This window comes from Gallibacterium genomosp. 1 (assembly GCF_000771875.1).
Lineage (GTDB): Bacteria > Pseudomonadota > Gammaproteobacteria > Enterobacterales > Pasteurellaceae > Gallibacterium.
In genome coordinates this window covers 87,089-104,890 of sequence record NZ_JPXX01000009.1, presented here as the reverse complement: position 1 = coordinate 104,890, position 17,802 = coordinate 87,089, and the positions used below count along the sequence as shown (strand labels likewise).

16 protein-coding genes are annotated in these 17,802 nt (G+C 31.6%); 2 read left to right on the top strand and 14 right to left on the bottom strand.

What is annotated here, in order from left to right; translation table 11 throughout:
- Positions 1–179: 179 nt before the first annotated feature.
- The 4 genes from sstT to greA all read right to left on the bottom strand — a co-directional run bounded on the left by sstT (position 180) and on the right by greA (position 5,263).
- The gene (gene sstT / locus JP36_RS03725) at positions 180–1,427 is read right to left on the bottom strand and encodes a serine/threonine transporter SstT (protein WP_039136877.1); all 1,248 of its coding nucleotides are present in this window, start codon (positions 1,425–1,427) and stop codon (positions 180–182) included.
- A gap of 174 nt (positions 1,428–1,601) precedes the next feature.
- Positions 1,602–2,735, bottom strand: coding sequence for a ribonuclease D (rnd, locus tag JP36_RS03720; RefSeq protein ID WP_039172074.1), 1,134 nt, complete (start codon positions 2,733–2,735; stop codon positions 1,602–1,604).
- A 141-nt stretch (positions 2,736–2,876) separates the two neighbouring features.
- Positions 2,877–4,574, bottom strand: coding sequence for a long-chain-fatty-acid--CoA ligase FadD (gene fadD / locus JP36_RS03715; protein WP_039137303.1), 1,698 nt, complete (start codon positions 4,572–4,574; stop codon positions 2,877–2,879).
- Between the two features lie 212 nt (positions 4,575–4,786).
- Positions 4,787–5,263, bottom strand: a complete 477-nt coding sequence (greA, locus tag JP36_RS03710) for a transcription elongation factor GreA (protein WP_039087163.1) — start codon at positions 5,261–5,263, stop codon at positions 4,787–4,789.
- Positions 5,264–5,431: 168 nt separating this feature from the next.
- Between greA and dacB the strand changes: the two genes are divergently transcribed.
- Entirely contained in the window at positions 5,432–6,892 is a 1,461-nt protein-coding gene (gene dacB, locus JP36_RS03705) for a serine-type D-Ala-D-Ala carboxypeptidase (RefSeq protein ID WP_418904661.1), read from the top strand.
- A gap of 70 nt (positions 6,893–6,962) precedes the next feature.
- The gene (locus JP36_RS03700) at positions 6,963–7,532 is read left to right on the top strand and encodes a GTP pyrophosphokinase (RefSeq protein ID WP_039172073.1); all 570 of its coding nucleotides are present in this window, start codon (positions 6,963–6,965) and stop codon (positions 7,530–7,532) included.
- A gap of 337 nt (positions 7,533–7,869) precedes the next feature.
- On the opposite strand, the gene JP36_RS03695 is transcribed toward JP36_RS03700, so the two are convergent.
- The 10 genes from JP36_RS03695 to JP36_RS03650 are packed head-to-tail and all read right to left on the bottom strand — an operon-like array spanning position 7,870 to position 17,795.
- The gene (locus tag JP36_RS03695) at positions 7,870–8,865 is read right to left on the bottom strand and encodes an NAD-dependent epimerase (RefSeq protein WP_039172071.1); all 996 of its coding nucleotides are present in this window, start codon (positions 8,863–8,865) and stop codon (positions 7,870–7,872) included.
- Between the two features lie 17 nt (positions 8,866–8,882).
- Positions 8,883–10,049, bottom strand: a complete 1,167-nt coding sequence (locus tag JP36_RS03690) for a nucleotide sugar dehydrogenase (protein WP_039172070.1) — start codon at positions 10,047–10,049, stop codon at positions 8,883–8,885.
- Entirely contained in the window at positions 10,046–11,488 is a 1,443-nt protein-coding gene (locus JP36_RS03685) for a lipopolysaccharide biosynthesis protein (RefSeq protein WP_081964334.1), read from the bottom strand. The genes JP36_RS03690 and JP36_RS03685 overlap by 4 nt, the downstream gene beginning before the upstream one ends.
- Positions 11,489–11,490: 2 nt before the next feature.
- Entirely contained in the window at positions 11,491–12,498 is a 1,008-nt protein-coding gene (locus JP36_RS03680; RefSeq protein WP_039172069.1) for a nitroreductase family protein, read from the bottom strand.
- A 21-nt stretch (positions 12,499–12,519) separates the two neighbouring features.
- Positions 12,520–13,638 carry a polysaccharide pyruvyl transferase family protein gene (locus JP36_RS03675; RefSeq protein WP_081964333.1) on the bottom strand — a complete coding sequence of 373 codons (1,119 nt, stop codon included), beginning with the start codon at positions 13,636–13,638 and terminating at the stop codon, positions 12,520–12,522.
- 32 nt (positions 13,639–13,670) lie between these two features.
- A complete protein-coding gene (locus JP36_RS03670; protein ID WP_018346544.1) occupies positions 13,671–14,732 on the bottom strand; it encodes an EpsG family protein in 1,062 nt (353 codons plus the stop codon).
- Positions 14,729–15,814: a glycosyltransferase gene (locus tag JP36_RS03665; protein ID WP_018346545.1), complete on the bottom strand. Its 1,086-nt coding sequence runs from the start codon at positions 15,812–15,814 to the stop codon at positions 14,729–14,731. The genes JP36_RS03670 and JP36_RS03665 overlap by 4 nt, the downstream gene beginning before the upstream one ends.
- A gap of 3 nt (positions 15,815–15,817) precedes the next feature.
- Positions 15,818–16,282, bottom strand: a complete 465-nt coding sequence (locus tag JP36_RS11900) for an acyltransferase (protein ID WP_018346546.1) — start codon at positions 16,280–16,282, stop codon at positions 15,818–15,820.
- Between the two features lie 5 nt (positions 16,283–16,287).
- A complete protein-coding gene (locus JP36_RS03655; protein WP_052119439.1) occupies positions 16,288–17,118 on the bottom strand; it encodes a glycosyltransferase in 831 nt (276 codons plus the stop codon).
- Positions 17,115–17,795 carry a sugar transferase gene (locus JP36_RS03650; protein WP_418904660.1) on the bottom strand — a complete coding sequence of 227 codons (681 nt, stop codon included), beginning with the start codon at positions 17,793–17,795 and terminating at the stop codon, positions 17,115–17,117. The genes JP36_RS03655 and JP36_RS03650 overlap by 4 nt, the downstream gene beginning before the upstream one ends.
- Between the last annotated feature and the right edge of the window lie 7 nt (positions 17,796–17,802).

The following is a 17,802-nucleotide window of genomic DNA, read 5'->3' as shown; positions in this document are numbered from 1 at the left end:
TATTGCCCGATCGAAAGTTCGGGCTTTTTATCGCATCCGTACCAACTTTTGCTCTCAACTTTTTAAATAATTAGAGAAAAAATACCTAAAGGAATATCTCATAATCCCAAATTTCGCAAAGAAAAATGGAGTGGAAATTATTCCACTCCATTTATTTCTGCCAAAATAATCACAAATAATTAAGCTCGGCTTTTACGTTCTTCCTCTTTACACGCTGCTGCAGTGAAAATAACATCTGTAGAAGAGTTTAAAGCGGTTTCTGTTGAATCTTGTAACACACCGATAATAAAGCCAACCCCAATAACCTGCGCTGCAATATCGTTTGAAATTCCAAATAAACTACACGCTAAAGGAATGAGTAACAATGAACCTCCAGCAACACCGGATGCACCACAGGCACAGATACTAGCAACAAGGCTTAACAATAATGCGGTCGGTAATGTAACTTCAATGCCTAAAGTATGTACTGCCGCTAAAGTTAAGATGGTAATAGTAATGGCAGCACCGCCCATATTAATGCTTGCACCTAATGGAATAGAAACTGAATAAGTTTCTTCTTTCAAGCCCAAGCGTTGTGCCAACTCCATATTAACCGGAATATTTGCCGCTGAACTACGAGTGAAAAATGCAGTTAAGCCACTAACACGAATACAGGTCCAAACTAACGGATATGGATTTTCTCTGGTTTTCCAGAACACCAAAATAGGATTGATAACAAAAGCAACAAACAGCATTGAACCAATTAATACCGCCAATACTTGGATATAACCACCTAATGCGGATAAACCTTTATCTGCCAAGGTACTTGCCACTAAACCGAACACTCCGATTGGCGCAAAGGCAATCACAACCTTCACGACCATAGAAACCGCTTCAGAAATATCTAACAATAAATTTTTAGTAGTATCTGAAGCGTGACGCAATGCCGCTCCTAAACCGATTGCCCACGCCAAAATGCCAATAAAGTTAGCGTTGAAAAGCGCATTGAACGGGTTATCCACCACGTTAAAAATTAAAGTGCTCAACACTTGAGTCACGCTTTCCGGCGGTGCGATAGATTTTTCCGCATCCCCCAACGCTAACTCGGTCGGGAATAAGAAACTGGCAACCACCGCCACCAATGCGGATAGAAACGTACCTAATAAATATAAATAGATAATGCTTTTTAAGTTGCTTTTCTCACCGACTTTACGATTAGCAATCGCAGACATCACCAATACAAAAATCAAAATCGGTGCAATAGAACGTAAAGAACGGACAAAAATTTGACCAAGAATACTAACATTTTCTGCCAAATTAGTACCTAATATTGGTTCTAAATAAGGAGAAATCAGTGCTAAAAATATCCCTAATACAAGACCGATAGCAATTCTTTTCACTAACGAACCTTGAAATAGTAATGTTATAAAACGAGATGAAGTAACCATAATTTATAATTTTCTATACTGTTGTGTTGAAAATTAAGAGATCTTTGATCTCCGCCGCACTTTAAGATAGCGGAAAATATAAATTATGCAAATAAAATAATCTAAAAATAATCTTTTTTCTTTTTAATTATATTTTTTACAAAAAAAAATGTCATTTTTTATAAAAAACATAATTCAACTCTCATTTTCTACAGCTGTTTTAAGGCTATTCAATAATTTTTTGCCATAAATCGCACGCCAACCACACAGCAAATCAGGTAATTTTTGTTGGGATTGTCCCATCCAATACCATTTTAAAAATTGGTGCAGTGATTTCTTGCTTGCAACAACTTGTAATGGCACTTTGTTTTGCACCATCACTTTTAGCTCTTTATGTAACAAATTCAAATATTTTTTATAGTGTGGACGTTCTGAAATATTTTCAATTAATTCAGGGTATTGTTCTTCAGGCACACGTTTTGCCTGCTCCAACAACAGCAATAATTTTTTGCCATACCGTTTAATTTCTTTAGGGTATAAACCTAATTCCACTAGTTGCGAGGTATGAACTGGAGCGTGAATAGCCACTTGAATTAAACCTTCACTACTGACAATAAAATTCAGCGCAATGTTACGTTTTACTCCTTCCTGAAAACGCCATTTTGCTAAGAATTTCAAATTATTCAATTCTGCTCGAGTTAAACGCCACGTATTGCCAATATCTAGATAAGCTTTTTCCGGTGAAATTTGGCGACAACGTTTTTGTGCAAAAGCATTACACTCCTGCTGAATCGCATTTTTCCACTCCGAACTTTCCATTGCAATCGCCATTTTTTGGTAAATCGGCAATAAATAATAAACATCCGCCGCCGCATAATTAAGCTGTCTTTCGCTTAACGGTCGTTTCAACCAATCTGTTCTTGATGCTTTTTTATCCAACTCTATCTGTAAATAATGTTGTACTAATAGTGCAAAACCAACAGATTGCTGAAATCCTAAAAAATTTGCCATAATTTGAGTATCTAACATTGGCATCGGAATTTGCTGAAATTGTTGATGAAAAATCTCTATATCTTCCCCACTAGCGTGCAAAATTTTCAATACATTTTTATCACTAAGCAACTCAACAAAGGGCTGCCAATCAGTTATGTTTAGAGGATCGATCAATGCAACATCTTTACCGAAATAAAGCTGAATCAACCCTAATTTGGCATAATAACTGCGTATTCTCTCAAACTCAGTGTCCAATGCCACTACTGAATAATGCCGTGCTTGTTCGCATAGCTGCTTTAATTGTGAATCTTGTTGAATAAATTGATAAGGAATCATTCTGCGTGTCTATCTTTCAAAAAGAAAGGCATGAAATCCATGCCTTATTTACCTTACTGTACATTACTGTTTGCGAAAACTATCTTAATATGTAACGCATTATCGTCATCTTCAGCGTTTGAGCCAATGATGAAATTCAGATTAATTTTGTGCTGCTATTTTTGCTCGTTTTGCCAGCTCTTCATCACGCACAACACGGCGTAAAATTTTTCCGACATTACTTTTTGGCAACTCTTCACGAAACTCAATTTCTCGTGGAATCTTATAACCTGTTAGACCACTACGACAATGTTTACGCAACTCTTCCCGAGTTAAACTTTCATCTTTTTTTACCACAAAAGCTTTGATAATCTCTCCTGAAACCGGATGAGGCACACCAATTACAGCGGCTTCAGCCACTTTCGGATTCAACATAATAACGTCTTCTACTTCATTCGGATAGACATTAAAACCAGAAACAATGATCATATCCTTCTTACGATCAACAATACGCAACTGATAGTCATCATCCATTTCAACTATATCACCGGTCGCCATCCAACCATCTTTTAACACTGCTGCGGTTTCTTCCGGTTTATTCCAATAACCTTGCATCACCTGTGCGCCTTTCACCCAAAGCTCACCCGGTTGATTAAGCCCAAGTTCATTGCCATTATCATCCATAATTTTAATATCGGTATCCGGCACTGGCACGCCGATTTTACCAGCGTGTCCGGCGAAATTCGCTGGATTACAAGCAATCAACGGTGAACACTCTGTCATTCCGTAACCTTCTAAAATATGACAACCAGTTAAATCATACCAACGTTGTGCAATCGCTTTTTGCACAGATACTCCACCACCAACAGTTAATTTTAGCTGAGAGAAATCAACATTTTTTAACTCTTCTTGCTGTAATAACGAATTAAATAAAGTATTTACACCTGTGATCGCTATCGGACGATAACGCTTTAACTCTTTGATCAAATTAGGCAAATCACGAGGGTTAGTGATTAAAATACCAGTAAGTCCAAAATCAATAAACAATAATGCATTCACGGTTAAAGAGAAAACGTGATACATCGGCAAAATAATAGTGGCATAACGATTATTACCAGCTTTAACAAAAGGCTCAGCCAACCATTTTGCCTGTGCAATGTTGTAAATCATATTGCCGTGAGTGAGCATTGCTCCTTTCGCCACACCGGTTGTACCGCCAGTATATTGCAGAAATGCAAGATCTTTTTTACCAATTTCCGGACGAATATATTGACGATATTTACCAACCCTTAACACTTCACGGAAAGTTACGGCGTGCGGTAATTTATATTTCGGCACTAGCTTTTTGATATATTTAACCACAAAATTGACTAACGTCCGCTTACCGAATGAAAGTTGATCGCCCATTCTAGTTAAAATCACGTGCTTCACATCAGTATTAAAAACAACTTTTTCTAATGTCGAAGCAAAGTTGGAAACCACCACTATCGCGGTTGCACCGCTATCTTTGAGCTGATGCTCTAATTCTCTCGGAGTATAAAGCGGATTAACATTCACCACCACCATACCAGCTCGCAAAATACCAAACAGTGCAATTGGATATTGCAACAAATTCGGCATCATCAATGCAACGCGATCACCTCGTTCCAACTTCAACTCATTCTGTAAATAAGCTGCAAATGCTCGGCTACGCTCTTCTAATTTACGATAAGTTAAAACTTGCCCCATATTGACATAAGCCGGTCTATCCGGATGTTCTCTTACCGCTTTTTCCAACATTTCTACTAAAGAAGATAATGCCAACGTATTCGGATCCATTCTTGATTCAGCCGGATAATTTTTTACCCACAATCTATCCATTTTCTTATCTATATCATCGTTCTAGTTAAAATTCGGTCGTTATCTTATCACAGAATTTACAAAATTTTTATCACGAATGCGTTCACTGATCAGCAATCAACATCAATAAGAGGGTTATTGGTTATACAGATTGAATTAATGAGAATGAGCTTTTTCCAAAAAATACGCCCGCTTCAAAAGAAAGCGGGCAATCCTAAAGCTTAAAAGAGGTATTAACGATATTCCACATTGATAATATCAAACTCAACTTTACCGCCTGGGGTTGTAATCGTGACATTATCATCCACTTCTTTACCGATTAAACCACGTGCAATCGGTGAATTGACCGAAATTAGCCCTTGCTTAATATCGGCTTCATCATCACCAACGATTTGATAAGTTACTTCATCATCAGTTTCCACATTCACTAACACGACTGTTGCACCAAAAATTACACGTCCATTATTCGCAATTTTCGTTATATCAATAATTTGTGCATTAGACAATTTGCCTTCAATTTCTTGAATACGTCCTTCACAAAATCCCTGTTGCTCACGAGCAGCGTGATATTCTGCATTTTCCTTTAAATCACCATGCTCTCGCGCTTCGGCAATTGCTTTAATAATTTCTGGACGACGCACATTCTTTAAATAATCAAGTTCTTCACGTAAAAGATTAGCACCGCGTACTGTCATCGGAATTTGTTGCATTATTTTGATCCCTTTTAACGTATTAATTAACAGTCAAAACAAAACCACATAAGCAATAAACATTGTACTTATGTGGCAAAAATAATAAATTGTGATTTACGAAATCAACGAGAGCTATTATTATTTACCGCATTGCAAAAAATATCAATATTAAAAACCGTTGTTATGATCTTCTCTATTTCAATCAATACGTACATTCGTAAATCTTTAAAATATCTGCTTCCTATATTAAGTTGTTTAACATTTAGCCAATTCGTAAATGCTACTGTTGATGTGCCTCCACTAATCAATGAATTACCTAAAGGCACAAATGTTACGATCGCTGCCAAAAATCTTGCCACTAACCAAACCGTTGCTAGCTATCAAAGCGATATGTTTATGTTGCCTGCAAGTACACAAAAGGTATTTACCGCCATTGCCGCAAAGCTGCTATTAACTGATCAATTTAAATTTCAAACCAGCTTATTAACCAACGGAAAAATTGAAAATGGGCATTTAAAAGGTGATTTAATTATCAAATTTAGTGGAGATCCAGACTTAACTAGCGGACAGCTTTACAACCTACTCGCCACTTTAAAAAAACAAGGAATTCGCCAAATCAATGGTGATTTAATTTTAGATACCTCCATTTTTGCTTCCCACGACCGTGGCTTGGGCTGGATTTGGAACGATTTAACAATGTGTTTTAATGCGCCACCAGCAGCGGTGAATATTGACGGTAACTGTTTTTCTGTAAACATTGATGCCAGTGGTTCTGTTGGCAGTTTAGTTCGTATTGATGTTCCTTCTCAATACCCAATTCAGATGTTTAGCCAAGTTTATATCGTTAATGACAATGAAGCGGGCTATTGTCAATTTGATGTGGTCAGTAACGACAATAACCGTTATCAACTCAAAGGCTGTATCCGCCGTCAACCGAAAAAATTCGGTTTAAGTTTTGCGGTGCAAGATACCGATAGCTATGCTGTAGCGATTTCACAAAGAATGTTAAAAAATCTCGGCATTTCATTCAGTGGGCGAGTTCAAATACCATTCCAACCACAGCAAGGTAATGTTTTAGCTACTCATCAGTCTAAAGCCTTGCCGGAATTGTTGAAAAAAATGATGAAACATTCTGATAACCAAATTGCAGATGCATTATTCAGAACAATTGCTTATTACTACTATAAACGCCCAGCGACATTCCAATTAGGTGGAATGGCGGTGAGAAGAATTCTAGAGAAAAACACCAATATCCGCTTTGGTAACAGTGTGATTGCCGATGGTTCAGGGCTTTCACGCCAAAATCTGATCAGCGCTAATACGATGTTGCAAGCATTGGAATACATTGCTCGCAACGACAACACGCTCAAATTAATGCAAACTTTCCCAATCGCCGGTGTTGACGGCACCATCAGCGGTCGTGGTTCATTGATCGGCTCACCGTTGGTGAAAAATGTCATTGCTAAAACCGGCTCCCTTAAAGGCGTTTACAACCTCGCCGGTTTCCTCAATAACACCCGTGGTGAAAAAGTCGCATTCGTTCAATTTATCAACGGCTATTCCACCGGTGATTTGGAAGATAAAACCAAACGTGCGCCGCTAGTCCGTTTTGAATCACAACTTTATCGTGAGATTTATGGGGATTAATTTTTATTTATCTTCTTAAAATTAAAAAAGAAAACGTTTTGAATAATATTTTTTATTGAAGGATTAAAAAATGTTGGAAAAAGTAGAAAGACTTATTGATGAAATAAATAAAGTGCACCTTGCTTTTTCAAAAGATTATTTTGAAACAGGTAAGATTGAAAAAGTAAATTTAAAACATACGCTATCGAAAGTACCTGTTCAACATATTCTTGCATATCGCTTAAATCTACACGAATCAATTAATGATTATCTCTACCGTGCCGATTTATATGATATTTCCTATTTTTATCGTGTTAAAACATCAGAATCTATTTTAGAAAAAATTAAACGTTTCCAACAAAGGAGCGAAGGTTATCCGGTTAATAGTATTTTGAATGATATTTTTGGTGCTCGCATTATAGTATCTAGTGAAGATATTTCACAAATTATGGAACAGCTTGACAATTGGAAAGAAAAATATGGTTTAAAAAACTGGTATCTTAGAGATAAGGAAGAATATATCGGTATCCACATCTATTTCAAAAATTCCAATAACTTTTATTACCCCTGGGAATTACAGATTTGGGATAAAAAAGATGCTGAGAAAAATATTCAAAGTCATATCAAATATAAAAGAGGGTTTGTAGAGCGTTTTAGATAAATTTATTATTTATTAGATAATAATGCTTCTACCCTTAATAAAAGCTATTTTTATCCATAAGCATCAATGAATATTGATTCCCCCTCTATTTGGTATAAAAACATCTAGATTAAGGAAAGATCGAGCAATAATATTTCAACCTACAAGAATTTCTACAAAAAACCAGATTGTTACATAGATGAAAATGGTAAATAAACTCAAAATTTAAATTTTGAGTTTATTTACCATTTTTTGAAGGGGCTGTTTATTGGGAAAGAAGGAAATTAAATGTTGAACACAGGACAACATACTCTACTATCCTGAAATCACAACTATCAGTAGTATTAAGTTAAGCTATTTACTTAGAATAATACTCCTTATACCATTTTGCGAATCGCCCAAGTCCATCCTCTATGGAAGTACTAGGCTTAAATCCAAAATCTCTCTCTAACTCGCTCACATCAGCATAAGTTTGATAAACATCCCCATCTTGCATAGGAAGATATTCTTTTTCTGCCTGCATACCTAGAGATTTTTCTAATGTCTCTATAAAATACATTAATTTTTCTGGCTGGTTATTACCGATGTTATACACCTTGTAATGATCACCTTGGCTATTAGCTTGCGGAGGATTACAAAGCATATTTTCAATCCCTTTTACGATATCATCAATATATGTAAAATCACGATACATATCACCTTGGTTATATATCTTAATTGCTTGACCGGCATAAATCATATTCGTAAATTTAAAATAAGCCATATCAGGACGTCCAAAAGGACCATATACTGTAAAAAAACGTAATCCAGTTGATGGAATACCATATAAATGACTATAAGTATATGCCATTAATTCATTCGATTTTTTTGTAGCAGCATAAAAACTAATTGGCTGATCAACATTATCCGAAGTACTAAACGGTGTTTTTTGTTGGTTGCCATAAACAGAAGAGCTTGAAGCAAACAAAAGATGCTCTACGGGATAATGACGACAAGCCTCTAAAATATTAAAAAAGCCTATTAAATTTGATTCAACATAAGCATATGGATTATCAATACTATAACGAACCCCTGCTTGTGCTGCTAAATTGACAACAATATCTGGATCAAATTCCTCAAAACAATGGTTTACCGCTTGTGCATCTGCTAAATTTGCTCGAACAAAAGAAAAACTATTAAATTGTGAAAGAATTTTTAAGCGATCTTCTTTTAATTGCACATCATAATAATCATTAACACTATCAAAGCCACAAACCTTGGCTCCCAATTCCAACAAACGTTTCGCTAAATGAAACCCAATAAAGCCAGCGGCACCAGTAATCAAAACCTTTTTCTTGTTATCAAATATATTCATTTTTTGCTCACTTATTTTTAATCACGCACAAATAAATCCCGAGTATAAACCTTATCCTTCACATCCCTTAAATCTTCTGATAAACGATTAGCAACAATAACATCCGCTTGTTGTTTGAAAGTTGCTAAATCCTTTTCTACACGCGAATGGAAAAACTCATCAACATCAAGAGTAGGCTCATAAACAATAACCTCTATTCCTTTTGCTTTAACCCTTTTCATTACACCTTGAATCGCTGAAGCTCTAAAATTATCAGAAGAGGTTTTCATTGTTAAACGATAAACACCAACTATCTTAGGCTTACGAGCAATGATCATATCAGCAATATGATCTTTACGGGTACGATTAGCATCTACAATAGCAGTAATTAAATTTTGAGGGACATTTGAATAATTAGCCAATAGCTGTTTAGTATCTTTTGGTAAACAGTATCCACCATAACCAAAAGATGGATTATTATAGAAATCTCCAATTCTAGGATCTAAACAAACCCCTTTGATAATCTCTGCTGTATTCAATCCTCTAATTTCAGCATAGGAATCCAACTCATTAAAATAAGCTACACGTAATGCCAGATAAGTATTGGCAAATAATTTAATAGCCTCAGCTTCTGTTGAACCGGTAAACAACATCGGAATATCTTGTTTAATTGCACCTTGTGCCAATAAAGAAGCAAACTTATGTGCACGTTCAGACTCCTCTCCCACTACGATACGAGAAGGATACAAATTATCATAAAGAGCCTTTCCTTCTCGTAAAAACTCAGGTGAAAAAATAATATTGTTCGTATTATATCTCTCACGTACTTTTTCCGTATAACCTACAGGAATAGTAGATTTAATAATCATTGTTGCAGATGGGTTAATAGCTAAAACTTCCTCAATAACGTTTTCAACTGAAGAGGTATCAAAATAATTTTTATCAGGATCATAATTAGTGGGAGTAGAAATAATAATATATTCAGCTCCACTAAATGCCTCTTGAGGATCTAGTGTTGCTTTAAAGTTAAGTGACTTGGAAGCAAGATACTCCTCAATTTCTTTATCCACAATAGGGGATTTCCTATCATTTAACATTGCAACTTTTTCAGGCACAATATCTAACATAACCACTTGATTATGTTGTGCCAATAAAATTCCATTTGATAGCCCTACATAGCCTGTTCCAGCGATTGCGATTTTCACTTAGTATTCCTTACTTTAAAAATTTTTATTCTAGTTCTAGATTTTAATTCCGAATATATAAGAACAAATGTATCCTTATTCAAAAGAACAATAAAAGTCAAAAAGAATAAATCTATCAAATATAAGCGGCATTCACTAGAAAAAATAATATATATTGAATAAATTATTAACAAAACGGTTTCACTAAAAATAACTTTTTTATTAAGAATCAAACCTATTCTATTGTTCAAATCTCTATAACGAAGATATGCTATAATACCATAAGACGTTGCTGTTGATATTACAGCACCAAAAATTCCCAATATAGGAATAAGAACAATATTTAATAAAAAATTAACAAAAGCTCCATATATTGTGGAAATCATTAAATTTTTATTATCTTTTATAGCATTATAGAAAACACCAAAATATGTTGACAAACATCCAAAAGTAGCCGCTATTAATAATATAGGAACGAATTTCCAAGCAGCAAAAAATTTTTCATTAAGAATGAAATAAGAAATTGGTTCAATTATTGATATAATAAAGAAAGATAATAAGAAACATATGAATTGATATACATTAAACACATTGGAAAAAAATAAAACATTATCTTTTGAGTTTATTTCTTTTGATTCTTTTGCTGTCGAATATTGCCATGCTTTTTGAAAAACTGAACTTAATAAATTTATAATAGAGGGAAGTTTACTTGCAGCTATATAAAGACCTGTTGATTCAATACCTAAGAAAAATAAAATAATGTATCTGTCTAAAATATTATTCATCCACCAAGAGACCATATTAGGTATATTAGGCACACTATACTTAAACATTTTAATCATTAAAAACATATTAAATTTAACAGGAAATAAGTACTTATACTCTTGTGATAGAAAGAAAGCTATAATAGCTGTAATAGCATACCCTAAAGAAAATGACAATAAATATCCTGATATGCCTAAATTCAATATTTTTAAAAAATAATAACTAGATAATACTAATATCAACGTATTAAGTATACCGTATATTGCATATCGCTTTGAATGTCCCAATCCACGAGAAAATTGTATAGCCAGCATATAAAATGATATACTTAAATACAATAAAATAAACTCCTTTACATATTTATACGGATAAATAAAATAATAAATAACCAAAGATATAGTAATAAAAACAATACTTCCAATGAAAATTACAGCAATAGAATTAGAAAACAGTATATTCAGATTATGCTCATCAATAGAAAACCTATAAAGAGCTTCTATAATGCATAAAGTTGTAAATGGAAATACTATTTCAAGAATAGAATTATATAATTCAGCAATACCATATTGCTCCGCAGTTAATACTGATGTATATAAAGGTATTAAAAGAAATGCTAATAATTTTGATAAAAAACTACCAAACATAAATATAGCTATATTAGATATCAATGAAACATATTTATAATTGTAAGACATAGTTATATTTTAGTTTTATAATTAGAATTTAAAAAAGATATGGTTTCGTCTGCATTTTTTCTCTGTGCATAAATACACTTATTTTCAGATTTATAATATCCAAAAGCAATAATTGCAACTATAGCTTCTGCTCTTTTTATACCAAAAAATCTCTTTAATGCTTTTTCTGTTTTATAGAATGGAAACCATTGCATAATACAGCTACCAATTCCTAATGAATGCAATGCTAATGTAAGAAAAGATAAATATATTCCTCCATTAAGATACCATTGGAATTGCTCGCCTCCAAAAAAAGCCCTTCTATTACTTGTAATAATCATAAAATTATGTATTTGATTTTTAAATCCATTACTACCTGTTATTAATGAATCAACATACTTTGATTGTTCTTCATCAGTTGTGCAATATACTTTTATTGGTTGTCTATTACATGCTGAAGGAGCTAAATTTGCAATTTCAATGGCTTTTATGATGGTATCTTTAGGTACAATTTCTTCACTATAATCTCTGATACTATGACGAGATAAGATAAATTCTTGAAAATCAAAGTAAGTAGCATCAAGGAACTTTTGCTTTGCTATAAAATAAGCACCTGCTTTATAGTTCTTTATTTTTAAAAGAGTCTTTTCATCCAAATTATCCAATATATTCTTTAACCCAAAATTTATTGAATCAATCTGAAATTCATTTTTACTATTAAATTCTATATACGATTCTAGTATTGCAATTGCCTCACAGAAAGCATAGGACTCTGTAGAGTAACCTAATGACAGATATTCATTCAGATAATTCAATACATTTTCTGCTTTCTGTCTTCCATATCCTAATCTTGTATTTCTAATTCCCATACCTTTTTCTAATGAATGTACAGAAATCAAAATTTGAGCTTCTAATCTTTCCATTTTAGAACTTTTATCGTAAATTACACACCAAAATTCATATAAAAATGGTTTTAAAGATAACAAAATGTATAAGATAGCTCTTAGTTTTTGTTTAATGAAATGTTTCATATATTTAATACCCTAATAATTCTAATCTTCATCTATCAAATAAAAAAGTTTATCATAATATTCTTTTTTAAAGTAAGGAGTTATTTTTTCTAAACATTCATGCTTAATATCATGATTTTCAATAAATTTTCTACATTCTGATAAATTATCAAAAGATTTAATGTAATCTGGATATTTATCAATAAACCATTTTGCTCCTTCAGTAACTTTATGATCAATACTTTTTAATACTATAACTGGGGTTTTCGCTATTAGTGAAAATATAGTTCCGTGAAATCTATCAGTAATAATGAGTTCTTTACTTGAAAATAATTGAATATATTTCTCCAATATATTTTCTCCACAAACTTCTCCTTTATTTAAAGTGGTATCCAACCATTCTATATTATTTGAATTTTCTATACTCAATAACATTTCTTTTATTTCTGTATTAGAAAATAATTTCTCACTATCTGATCTAATACATAATAAAATACCTTTTTTTATATTAGTGGTAACATTATATTTAGGAACATATGTACCGATTAAAGAAGTAACCACATCTGGATATAAAATAACTCTTATATTTTTAAACCATTTACTCGCTACATTATAACTCACTCTATCTCTCGCTAAAAAAATAATATTACCATGTTCATTATAAATATTTGCTGTTTTTAGTATTTCAGAATCATTAGAATATCTAACGGTCTGAGGAAAAAAAACAATCTTATTTTTCTTAAAATATGATACTATTTTTCTATGAACTATTTCATCATCATGCAGATCTGAAGATGTGTAACCACTTTGAAATATAATCAAATCAGAATTACCAATATGATTTTTAAGTTCCTGAAAAAATCCACAATAATCATATCTTATTGGCGATGATGGAATTTCTACAATAGGAATATCAGAGTAGTTCTCTTTCAACAATTTTAAAATACAATAGTATTGAGCATAATCACCTAAATTATTATGAGTTGGAACACAAAAATACCATATTTTTTTTTGAGTTAAAGGATAATTCTGTAATAATTTTTTGTATCTAACTCCTATTCTTTTATTTTTATAAAAATTAATTATCGTATTAAAGTAAATATGAATATTTCTTGCCATGGAATAAATAACAGGATAATTTCTTAAAATCCTACGTATCATTTAAAAACCCTCTTCAATATTTTTAAATAAAATTAACAAAAACTATCTAAAACAAAGTGATAAGGATAAATACCTTTCCAATCTGGACGATATACAAATATAAATATTTGATATACAATTAAAACACTTATCAATAAAATAATTAACATCCTTTTATCTAATTTCAATTTAGAATAAATTAAACATAAATAAACAATAACAAAAGGATAAAGAAATAGAGAAAATCTATCTAACAAATTAAATTGTATTGCTGCAAAAGATATTAATACTTGACAATAAAAAAAACTATTAATCTTAAAAAGAAAAGTATCTTCATTAATTTTCTTACTATAACTTAACACATAAAGTCCTAGCAGAATCATAAAATTAAAAATACTAGCCAGTCTTAGTCCCACATATTTCGTATCCAAATAATGAGAATAGTATGAAAAAAAGGAAACAAATATATTTAAGAAATACGCACTTATACCTGCTACTACTAGAAGAAACACTTTGTGTTTAAAAATAAAATAAGTTTTTCTATTCACACCTAAAAGTATAAGAATAATTAAAGCTGAAGAAGAGTGAAATAATATAGCTAAAAAGGAAAAAAGAACAAATCTTAGTCTTTTATTTTCAAATAAGGCATCAATAACTAAATAAATAAAAGATAAAGCCAAACAAGCTCTCATAGTTGTAAACATAGCATAATAAAGCCCAAATACAAACCATAAGAATACCCAGTATGATCTTTTTGAATATTTATTATAGAAATAAATAGATGTAATAAAATAAAAAAGATTCACACAAAAAAGATATATAGTAAAATTTTCTGTCAAATATTTATAAGAAAAATAATTCCAAAACATAAACCCCACTTCAAATCTAGTAGAACTTAAATAATCAATAAATGTATTATAAGCTACTGACTGAAATAGTTCTAAATAATTTAATGTATCATTTCCAACATTAAAACTTCTTAAAGAGATAAAAAAGAAAGCAGAAATTAAGAAAATCTTTTTAAATAATAAAAGAATTAGTTTTAATTCCGGATACCTTGACCTATATAAAGTCAAACTTGATAAAAATAACAAAATATAATGTTCAATCATCATTTTTTAAATAGTTCCAAACTATATTTAATTTTCTCATATGATTCATATGCTATCTCTTCCCAATTATAATGCTGCTCCACATATCTCTTACATCTTTTAATATATCCTTCTCTATCTTTATTATAATCAATTAGTGCTTTTTTTATACAATTTGCAATGTTAAATGAATTTAAATCGGTAACCCAACCAAGATTATTTTCACTGACTTCTAATGAAACATTTGTTCCATAAGTTACTATACAAGGATTCCCATAAGACCAAGCTTCAAGAATTGTCATTGGAAAACCTTCATATCTTGAAGTTAAGATCATAGGGGCATTTTGCTCCAACAAATTATCTTTTTCTTGTCCTGAAATTGAACTATTCAAATATACTTTAATATAAGAAAATTTTTTAATAGCATCTTCAATATAACGAATAGCCTCATCTGTCCCTTTACCAAATAAACTAACTTCTAAATTATACTTTTCTTTATCTAAAATTTTTAATGCCTCTAAAAAATAATCCAAACCTTTATGATTTATATCATAGCGTCCAATAAAATAGATTTTATTTTTAATTTCTTTAGTTGTCTCAAGGGGGCTTTTAATTGTACTGATATCAATCCCATTTGGAATAATTATATCGTTCTTCGTTATAAAAATAGATTGTTTTTTTTCTTGATCGTTCAAAAAGACAAATCCTTTTGCTCTTTTTATTAATCGTTTAAATATAAAATGATTAGCAATCCATTTCTTAAACTGTGATTTTTTTAAAGCTTCTCTACCAAAAGAACCATGAGGTTCTATAAAATAAGGGATGTTTTTTTTATTTAGAACTTTAGAAACCCAATTATATTGAATGTAATAAAAGCTATGTATAATTACAGCATCTGGACGATTTTGAGTTAAATACTCTTCAAGTTGTTCTTTTTTTATATGTATAAAATACGGTGAGTCTATATCCTTAATATCAGATGTAAGAGATAAAACCTTTGATTGAACTCCTTGTATTCTATTCTGTGCAGATACTAATTTATTTAATACAACGGGAATTCCCCCTTCTAAACGTAAATGCGTTGCTGTAATATGTAATAAGTTCATTAGTCAAAAATCCAATTCTTTTATAAATCGAGCTGGATTACCTGCATACAAACTATTTGCACGATCTAAATCTTTAGTCACTACAGAGCCAGCACCTACAATAATATTATCTGCAATAGAAACCCCAGGAAGGATTGTAGAGTTTGCACAAATCCAAACATTTTTTCCAATTTTAATAGGAGCGCCTTTATGCTCTCTTAATAAATACTTATTTTTACTTGAAATATCATAACTTTCTGTTAACAAAACTACACCATAAGAAAGAGTTGTATTATCACCAATTTCAACACCATTAACTGCATGAATAAATACATTATCATTTAATCTAATTAAGTTTCCAAATTTTATCCGATGCCCATACAATATTCTAGGAACACCTCTTAAAATAACTTTAGCTTTTTTATATATAAAAAAATGTAGCATAAAGTGTACTAGAACTCTAATTTTCAAAATTATTCTATCTATCATAAGCCTTATCTACGCAAAATATATTGATACAGTATTTTCTGAATAAACTTAGGTAACAAATAAATAGTCGTTTGAGAACAAGCTATCAGAAAAAAATCCCCAAAAGAATTAAATCCTGATTTCCATGCTTTATATCTGATTTCAATTAAAATTTTTGTATTAATCCAAGATTTCCTTTTTTGATATGTTCCCTTATCAAAACGGAATCTAAATAAATCACCATCTAAATTTAAACATTCAGCATGATTTTGTAACATTCTAATCCATAAATCAGTATCTTGATTTTTCCTATAATCAGAATATCCACCTATTTTTTTAAGAAATGATTTTCTATACATTACAGTTGGATGATTAAAAGGATCTCTTCTTCTCGCAAATTGATAAATTTCATTATTTGTTAAAGGAACACTTCTTTTTCCAATAATATTATTAATATCATCAATAAATTCACTAACAGAACACCCTACAATATCCAACCTTTGATTTCTCATAAAAGCATCTAATTGTTTTTCACAACGTTGTGGCATAGAGTAATCATCAGCATCCATTCTTGCTATTAGCTCATTATGACAGTGTTCTATTCCTTCATTTAATGCCAACCCTAAGCCTTTATTAATTGGCAGCTGAATTTCATTAAAAATTATAGAATATTTTTCCTTACACTGATCTATTATATCTTGCAACGACTGAGGGATAGGTCCATCTTTAACAATCACAATTTCAGAGGGTGATATTGTTTGACGGCACATACTTTCTAAGCTCAACAAAAAATCCTGTGGCTTATCTTTTTTATACACTGTCATTAAAACACTATATTTAGGATATTCTTTTATCACTTAATCACCGCCAATACTGTTTTAATCATTGTAACTAGATCCCTACTAAATGAATAATTTCGTATACTTTCTAAATTCCATTTCATTTTTTCAGGAAGTACTTTTTCAATATATTCTTTATCTGCATTTTCTGCATTAGATAAGAGTCTGTCCTCATCTTTATATTCAATACTTGCCTCACTTGTTACGCCAGCTGGCAATAACAATGTTGCCATCATCTCATCCGTATATGCGTCAACATATTGGGGAACTTCTGGTCGAGTTCCTACAAAGCTCATTTCGCCTTTTAAAATATTGATAAGTTGCGGAATTTCATCTAAGCGCGTTTTTCTTAGCTTCTCACCTATAGCTGTAATTCTTTTATCATTATCTGTAGTTACTTGAGACCCCAATGCCTCAGCATTAGCCACCATTGTACGAAATTTATAGATTTTAAATTCTCTTCCGTATTGAGTAACTCGTGTTTGCTTAAAAAACACATCTCCAGGGCTATCTTTATGAATCTTATAAGCAATATATAAAAACAAAGGAGATAGTAAAATCAGTAAAATTGCAGCCAAACATCGATCAAATATCACCTTGCACAATAAACTGAATCGCTTCGTTTTTAAGTAATCATAATATGTCTTCACGGACTCTGTTTTCATTCGTAAAGGAAAATTTTCCCAATCTCGCAAAATCATA